3 protein-coding genes are annotated in these 5,085 nt (G+C 73.9%); 2 read left to right on the top strand and 1 reads right to left on the bottom strand.

Translation table 11 applies throughout. The features are described from left to right. The first annotated feature begins 432 nt into the window (after positions 1-432). Complete coding sequence (locus tag ACFWH7_RS13225) at positions 433-1,650, top strand: epoxide hydrolase family protein (protein WP_378216965.1); 1,218 nt, start codon at positions 433-435, stop codon at positions 1,648-1,650. A 24-nt stretch (positions 1,651-1,674) separates the two neighbouring features. Here ACFWH7_RS13225 and ACFWH7_RS13220 read toward each other — a convergent pair whose 3' ends face one another. Next, positions 1,675-3,060 (bottom strand): MFS transporter, encoded by a 1,386-nt coding sequence (locus ACFWH7_RS13220; RefSeq protein WP_378216964.1) that lies wholly within the window; start codon positions 3,058-3,060, stop codon positions 1,675-1,677. A 180-nt stretch (positions 3,061-3,240) separates the two neighbouring features. Between ACFWH7_RS13220 and ACFWH7_RS13215 the strand changes: the two genes are divergently transcribed. Beyond that, positions 3,241-4,959, top strand: coding sequence for a glycosyl hydrolase family 18 protein (locus ACFWH7_RS13215; RefSeq protein ID WP_378216963.1), 1,719 nt, complete (start codon positions 3,241-3,243; stop codon positions 4,957-4,959). The last annotated feature ends 126 nt before the right edge of the window (positions 4,960-5,085 follow it).

Below are 5,085 nucleotides of genomic sequence, written 5' to 3'. Positions count from 1 at the left end.
CGCGGGGGGGGGGGGGCGGGGGGCGCGGGGGGGGGGGGGGGCGCCCCCGCGGGGGGGGGGGGGGGGGGGGGGGGGGGGGGGGGGGGGGGGGGGGGGGGGGGGGGGGGGGGGGGCGGCGGGGGGGGCGGGGGGGGGGCCCCCCCCACGGCGGTGTCGGTTCTCGGTCGGCGGGCCACGGGGAGGGTGGGTGACCCGGGACGATCGGCGCGGCCCAGCCACGTCGATCCGTACCCTGTACGACCATCCACCATCCTGCGTTATTCCCGCCCGACGTGACGACCTCTTTTCGCCCGCGGACTCATCGGCGCTGCCGACAGCAGAACGCGGTCGCGACGGGGAGGGGCTGAGAGAGCGACGAGAAGAGGACCGCGGCTGACCGCTACCCCGCCTAGCGTCGAGGACGGACCCACCACCGAGACACCGGAGGCCCTGATGGAGTTCCGACCGTTCCTGATCGACGTCCCCCAGGCCGAGCTCGACGACCTGCACGAGCGCCTCTCCCGCACCCGTTGGCCCGCCGAGCTCCAGGAGCGCGGCTGGGAGCGCGGTACCGAGGTGGCGACGATGCGCCGCCTCGTCGTGCACTGGCTCGACGGCTACGACTGGCGCGCGCAGGAGAAGCGCCTCAACCGCTTCCACCACGTCGTGGCCGCGATCGACGGTCGCGATCTCCACGCGATCCACGAGCGTGCGGTGCGCCCGGGCGCCCCGGCGATCCTGCTGCTGCACGGCTGGGCGGACTCGTTCTACCGGTTCGCGCACGTCGTCGACCGCCTCACGGGCCGCGATCCGGCGGTCGGCCCCGACGAGCCGGTGTTCGACGTCGTCGTCCCCTCGCTGCCAGGCTTCGACTTCTCGGAGCAGCCCGAGGCCGGGACCGTGAGCGGGGCGCAGAGCGCCGAGGTCGTCGCGAGCCTCATGGAGGGCCTCGGCTACGACCGCTACCTCGTGCACGGCGGCGACTGGGGCGGTGTCGTCGCGCAGGAGGTCGCGCGCGCCCACCCCGACCGCGTCGTCGGCCTCCACCTCACCGACGTCCCGTTTCCCAACCTGTTCCTCGTCGACCGAGAGACCGCGAGCGAGGGGGAGCGCGCGATGCTCGCCGCCGTCGACGCGTGGGGCGAGACGCACGGCGGGTACGTCGGGATCCAGTCGTCGCGCCCGCTCACGCTGTCCTACGGCCTGAGCGACTCGCCCGTCGGCCTCGCCGCGTGGCTCGTCGACCACTTCGGCTACCTCTCCGACACCTTGCCGTCGGACGACGACCTGCTCACCAACGTGATGCTCTACTGGCTCGGCAACTCGATCCGCTCCTCGATGCGCCTCTACAACGAGGGGCTCGACGGCGACTGGGGCAGCGAGGCAGGGGGCGACGCAGGGGACGACGCCGCATGGTCGGACGGAGAGGGCGCCGACGACGGCTGGTCGGGTGGGGAGGGTGGCGACGCTGGCTCGTCGCCGCGCATCGACGTGCCGACGGCGGTCGCCATCTTCCCGCGCGACATCTCGCAGCCTCCGCGCGAGTACGCGGAGCGGTTCTTCGACGTCCGGCGGTTCACGACGATGCCGCGCGGCGGGCACTTCGCCGCCCTGGAGGAACCACAGCTCGTCGTCGACGACCTCCGGGCCTTCGCCTCGGAGCTCGGCTGAGCCCGGTCGAGCGGCTGCGCCCCGTCAGGTTCCCGGTCGCGCGGCCGGGACGTCGTCGCCGGTGGCCGAGACCTCGCCGGGCGCGGCAGCCTCGGAGGCCGGCCGTGCGCCGTCGTGCCCGACGGCGTCCCCCACCCCGGCCGGGGTCCGTGCCCCGCGCGTCCACATCACGAGGGCGGCGAGCGCGTAGGCGACCGCGAGGGCGACGAACACACCGCGCGACCAGCCCGTGTCCGGGAGCGTGAACGCCGCCAGGGCGGCGGCGCCGACGAACGCCGCGTTGTACAGGACGTCGTAGAACGCGAAGGCCCGGCCGCGGTACTCGTCGTCGGTGTCGCGCTGGACGATCGTGTCCACCGCGATCTTGGTGCCCTGCGCGGCCAGCCCGAGCAGGGCGGCGCCCGTGTACACGACCGCGCGCGACGGCGTCGTCACGAGCAGGAGCTGGCTCGCCGCGGCGAGCAGCAGCATGATCGCGATCCACACCTGCGGGCCCGTGTACCGGGAGAGCGTCGGCGTGAGCACCATGGCCCCGGCACCGCCCAGGCCCGTCAGACCGACGACGATCGCGAACGTCGCCATGCCCGCCGTCTGGCTCCCCGCGTCGAGGAGGTTCCGGGCGATGAGGATCGAGGCGATGAAGACCACGCCGTAGAGGAAGCGGTGCGTCGCCATCGCGAGCAGCGCCTGGCCCGGGGTGCGGCGCGCGACGAGGTAGCGGGCGCCGTCGGCCAGGCCGCGTGCGACCTTGACGATCTCCGACCGGATCGCCGACTCGGCGGGGCGCTCCGGGCCGAGCTGCGTCCGGCCGAGGCGCAGCGCGAGCAGCGACGCGACCCCGAAGACGAGCGCCGCGCACACGAGGGCGGACGAGTCCTTGACGCGGCCCGGCTCGAACGCGAGCCCCAGGACGAAACCGATACCGCCCCCGACGAACGCCGCGCCCGCGCCCAGCGTCGGCGTCAGGGAGTTCGCGGTGAGCAGCAGCGGGCCGTCGACGACGCGCGGCAGACCCGCGGAAAGGCCCGCGAGGAGGAAGCGGTTCACCGAGAGCGCCGCGAGACCGAGCGCGTAGATCCACCCGCTCACGCCGCCCGAGAGCATGAGCGCCGCCATCCCCAGCGTGATGACCACGCGCACCGCGTTGCCCCACGCGAGCACCTGCCGGCGCTGCCAGCGGTCGAGGAACACGCCCGCGAACGGGCCCACGATCGTGAACGGCGCGAGCATCACCGCGAACGCGCCGGCGATCGCCGCGGCGGTGCCCTGCGACTCGGGGGAGAAGAACAGCAGCGACGCCAGGCCGACCTGGAACATGCCGTCCCCGGCCTGCGAGACGAGGCGCACGGCGAACAGCCTGCGGAACCCGCGCAGCCGCAGCAGCGCTCGCAGCTCGGCGACGACACTCACCCCCCAACCCTAGGCGGTCGCCGCCGCGCCCCGGACCGTCGGCGGCCGAGCCCGTGCGAGACGCGCCGTTCTCGCATCCTGGGAACCCTCTGGGCAAGAATGATTAGGAAGGTTACCTTTGCATTTTCGTCACGACCCGCCGCAGTGGCCGGGCCCGGAGAAGCAGCGAGGCATTCTCGAATGACACGAACCCCCAGGACGGCAGCCGCAGGGCTCGCCTTCGCAGCGACGGCGGCGCTCGTCGCCGGCACGGTCGGGGCGGCGCACGCCGCACCCGCGACGGCCGGCGGAGACGGCGCCAACGGCTACAAGACCGTCGGCTACTACCCCGCGTGGGACGCCGGCAACGAGGACGGCTACCAGGTCGCCGACCTCCAGACCACCGGGGCGGCGTCCGACCTGACGCACCTCAACTACGCGTTCGGCAACGTCACGACCGACCTGGTCTGCGACATCACCGACCGGGAGGACCCCGTCGACGGCGGGCTCGAGGGCGACCCCCTCAACGACTACGTGCAGCTCAAGCCGGCCGGGCAGACCGTCGACGGCGTCGCGGACACCGCCGACCAGGCGCTCGCGGGCAACTTCCACCAGCTCAAGAAGCTCAAGGAGGCCAACCCGGGCCTGAAGGTCCTCATCTCGCTCGGCGGCTGGACCTGGTCGGACAACTTCTCCGACGCCGTGTCCACGCCCGAGAACCGCGAGCGGCTCGTCGAGTCCTGCCTCGACCTGTACTTCCGCGGGAACCTGCCCGTCGTCCAGGACGCGGAGAACGGCACCAAGGGTGGCGACGGCGTCGCCGCCGGGATCTTCGACGGCGTCGACCTCGACTGGGAATGGCCCGGCGCGACCGGCGAGCACCCCACGCCGCGACCCGAGGAGGACGCGGAGAACTTCGTACAGTTCGCGCAGCTCCTGCGTGCCGAGCTCGACGAGCTCGGCGCGGAGACGGGCGAGGACTACCAGATCACCGGCTTCGCACCGGCGGGCTGGGCCCCGCGCACCTACGGCGGCTGGCTCGACCCGCGCTTCGTCGAGGCGCTCGACTTCATCAACGTCCAGGGCTACGACTACCACGGCGACTGGAACACCACCCGGACCGGTCACCAGGGCAACCTGCACGTCTACGACGACCCGACGACGGGCGAGCCCGCCAACTGGGGGCTCGCCGCCGACGGTGTCCTCGGCGCGTACCACGCCGCCGGGTGGCCCAAGGAGAAGCTCGTGCTCGGCATGGCCGCGTACGGCTACGGCTGGAAGAACGTCACCGACCCGACACCCGGTGCCGCGGCCGACGGCGCCCTCCCGTTCACCTACTACTCCGACATCAAGGCCAAGGGCCTCCCGGAGTACTACGACGAGGTCGCCGGGCAGGGCTACTTCTACGGCGACGGCGAGTGGTGGAGCGCGGACACCCCGCGCTCCGTGACGGCCAAGGCCGAGTACCTCGCCACGAGCGGCTACGGCGGCGGCTACTTCTGGGACCTCGCCGGTGACGACGACAACGAGCTCCTCGGGACCCTCCGGGGCACGTTCGAGACCGCCACCCCCGGCCCGCTCGTCCCCGCCGACGCGGCGGCCCCCTGGTACGCGTCGGGCGTGTACACCCAGGGCGACGTCGTCTACCACGACGGCGTCGAGTACCGCGCCGCCTGGTGGACCCGGAACCAGGAGCCCGGACAGCCGAACGGCCCCTGGCGCGCCATCGGCGGTGCCGGCACCGCCCCAGGGGGAGAAGCACCCGCCTGCGGCGACGCCTGGGACGCCGGCCGCACCTACACCGCGGGCGACGTCGTCACCCGCGCGGGCGTGAGCTACACCGCGCAGTGGTGGACCACCGGGTCCCAACCCGGCACCGACGTGCACGGCGCCTGGGACGCGGGCAGCCCCTGCGCCTGACGCACCGCACGACGAGCACACGGGCGAGGGGGGGGGCGGGGCGCGCGGGGGGGGCGGGGCGCGGGGCGCAGTCGGTGTCTGGTGTCACGTCCAGCCGGCAGCGCGGACGCGCGGGGGGCGAGCGAG

The organism is Cellulosimicrobium cellulans, assembly GCF_042723955.1.
GTDB lineage: Bacteria > Actinomycetota > Actinomycetes > Actinomycetales > Cellulomonadaceae > Cellulosimicrobium > Cellulosimicrobium cellulans_H.
This window is presented reverse-complemented; position numbering and strand designations above follow the sequence as displayed.